2 protein-coding genes are annotated in these 2,842 nt (G+C 67.9%); both read left to right on the top strand.

Translation table 11 applies throughout. From position 1 onward, the window contains the following. The coding region (locus G3N92_RS32605) for an ABC transporter permease (RefSeq protein WP_206131644.1) at positions 1-733 on the top strand (733 nt) is incomplete at its 5' end. 412 nt (positions 734-1,145) lie between these two features. Then, positions 1,146-2,780, top strand: a complete 1,635-nt coding sequence (locus G3N92_RS32600) for a methyl-accepting chemotaxis protein (RefSeq protein WP_206131643.1) — start codon at positions 1,146-1,148, stop codon at positions 2,778-2,780. Positions 2,781-2,842 lie beyond the last annotated feature (62 nt).

The following is a 2,842-nucleotide window of genomic DNA, read 5'->3' as shown; positions in this document are numbered from 1 at the left end:
CCGGCTCGCCGCGCTGGCCGCCCTGCTCGTGCTGATGCTGCGGCCCGCGTGGCTCCAGCCGCTGTTCGCGCCGCTCGCCGAGCACGGCGCGCCGGCCATCTACGACCGCGCCAGCCTCGTCAGCCTGACGCTCTCGCACCTGGCGCTGGTGGCCGTATCGAGCCTGATCGGCTCGGCGCTGGCGATCCTGGCCGGCATCGCCGTCACGCGCCCGGCCGGCGCCGATTTCCTGCCGGTGGCGCGCAGCATCGCGAACCTCGGCCAGACCTTCCCGCCGGTGGCCGTGCTCGCACTGGCGGTGCCGGCCGTCGGCTTCGGCGCGAAGCCGGTGCTGCTCGCGCTGACGCTCTACGGCCTGCTGCCGGTGTTCGAAAGCACGCTGGCCGGGCTCGGCTCGATCGCGCCGGCCACGCTCGACGCCGCGCGCGGCATGGGCATGAGCGCGCGCCAGCGGCTCGTGTCGATCGAGCTGCCGCTGGCCGCGCCGGTGATCCTCAACGGCGTGCGGCTGGCCGTGGTCATCAACCTCGGCACCGCCACGATCGGCTCGACGGTGGCCGCCCAGGGCCTCGGCGACGTGATCATCGCCGGCCTGCAAACCTCGAACACGGCGTTCGTGCTGCAAGGCGGCGTGATCGTCGCGCTGCTCGCCGTGCTCGTGTACGACGCGCTCGGCCTCGCCGCGCGCCGCTTCGCGCCGTCGCGCCCCGCCTCGGACAGTCGCGCCGAGTAAATCCCTACCCGTTTTTCGGTATTTCCGATTTTCATTCAATCCTATTGATTTTCTCGACCGGAAAATCGGACAAGCCGATTTTCCATATCCCCCTATCGTTTCGCATTCAATCCGCGCACCCAAAAATCATGGGTGAATATCTAATCCACGATAACGACCCCAATACATCAGATCAATGAGATAGCAAACGATTCACATTTAAAAGCATGGCAATGCATGCATCCCAAACCCTTGCCCAATAAGGATTTTCGTATCGATAAGGGGTGAAATATTGTCCGGCTTATTCTTTGATTCGGGTCAACGATATTCGGGTTCGGGAAGGTAAAGAAACAAATCGCCACTCCGTTAACCTATTTACGACGAACGTTCCCCCTGGCATCGTCGATCCGAACCTTATAGAGAGAGGCCATTCATGAAAATCCTGCGGCGGAGCATCAAACACAAACTGCTCGGTGGATTCGGCATGCTTGCGGTGATCGTGGTCGCCATTTCGGCGTTCGCCCTGCAAGCGCTGGGGAACGCGAATCAGGCCTTCGCCGATTACACGGCCGGCGTCAACGCCCGCGCCAACATGGCCGCGCAGATCCGCAACGCGGTGGACCGCCGCGCGATCGCCGCGCGCAACCTCGTGCTGGTGACCAAGCCCGACGACATCGCGCTCGAGACGGCCGACGTGCAGCGCGCCCATGCCGACGTGCAGCGCTACCTCGCGCAACTGCAGACGATGCTGGCCAACGCCGCCGACGCGCCGCCCAAGGCCCGCCAGCTCGCCGCCAACATCGCCGACGTCGAAAGCCGCTACGGCCCGGTGGCGCTGGCGATCGTCAAGCAGGCGCTGGACGGCAAGCGCGACGACGCCACGCTCGCGATCGACGAAAAATGCCGGCCGCTGCTGGCCGAACTGGTGCGCGCGACGGACGCCTACGCCACCTATACGCACGAACAGGAACTGGCCACCACCCAGCGCAATCAAGACCGCTTCGTGCAGACCCGCATGCTGATGCTCGGCGTGTGCGCCGGCGCCGTGGCGCTGGCCGCGCTGGCCGGGCTGTGGATCACGCGCTCGATCACGCGGCCGCTCTCGGAAGCGGTGCGCGTGGCGCGCACGGTGGCCGACGGCGACCTGACGAGCCGCATCGAGGTGCGCGGCCACGACGAAACGCGCGACCTGCTCGAAGCGCTCGACACCATGAACACGCGGCTTTCCGGGATCGTCGCGCGGGTGCGCGAAGGCAGCTCGGGCATCGCGCTGGCGGTGGGCGAAATCGCCGCGGGCAACGTCGACCTCAGCGTGCGCACCGAGCAGCAGGCCGCCTCGCTGCAGGAAACGGCCGCCACCATGGAGGAATTCACGTCCACGGTGCGGTTGAACGCCGAGAACGCCCAGCAGGCCAGCACGTTCGCGTCGAGCGCCTCGGAAGTCGCGCAGCGCGGCAGCCACGCGGTCGGGCGCGTGGTGCATACGATGAACGACCTCGGCGAGCGCTCGTCGAAGATCGCCGACATCACCGGCATGATCGAGGGCATCGCGTTCCAGACCAACATCCTCGCGCTGAACGCCGCCGTGGAAGCCGCGCGGGCCGGCGAACAGGGCCGCGGCTTCGCGGTGGTGGCCAGCGAGGTGCGCGCGCTGGCGCAGCGCTCGTCGAGCGCGGCCAAGGAAATCAAGGAATTGATCACGGCCTCGGTGCAGACCGTGCAGGACGGCGCGGTGCTGGCCGGCGAGGCGGGCCGCACCATGGCCGAGGTCACGCAGGCCGTGGCGCGCGTGACCGACATCATGGGCGAGATCGCCGCCGCGTCGGCCGAGCAGAGCCGCGGCATCGATCAGGTCAACCTGACCATCACGCAGATGGACGAAACGACGCAGCAGAACGCGGCGCTGGTCGAACAGGCCGCGGCGGCGTCGAAATCGCTGGAGGCGCAAGGCCGCCAGCTCGACGAGACGGTGGCTACGTTCCGGCTGGAAACGGAACGCCGGGGCGGCCAGGCGGCGGCCGAGCCGCGCCGCGCGAGCCAGACCGACTGGCGCATGGTGACGGCATGAACCCCGTCCCCTGCCTGCTGCGCGACGGCGCCCTGCCCGCCGCGCGCGCGGCCCGCCGGCTC

Origin of the sequence: Burkholderia sp. Ac-20379 (assembly GCF_017104645.1) — a bacterium.
GTDB lineage: Bacteria > Pseudomonadota > Gammaproteobacteria > Burkholderiales > Burkholderiaceae > Burkholderia.
The sequence above is the reverse complement of the archived record's forward strand: the minus strand, read 5'-3'. Positions and strand labels throughout refer to the sequence as shown.

Bases quoted from the DNA above. Each gene is read 5' to 3' on its own strand.
- G3N92_RS32600 (WP_206131643.1), top strand. From the start codon at position 1,146: ATGAAAATCCTGCGGCGGAGCATCAAACACAAACTGCTCGGTGGATTC.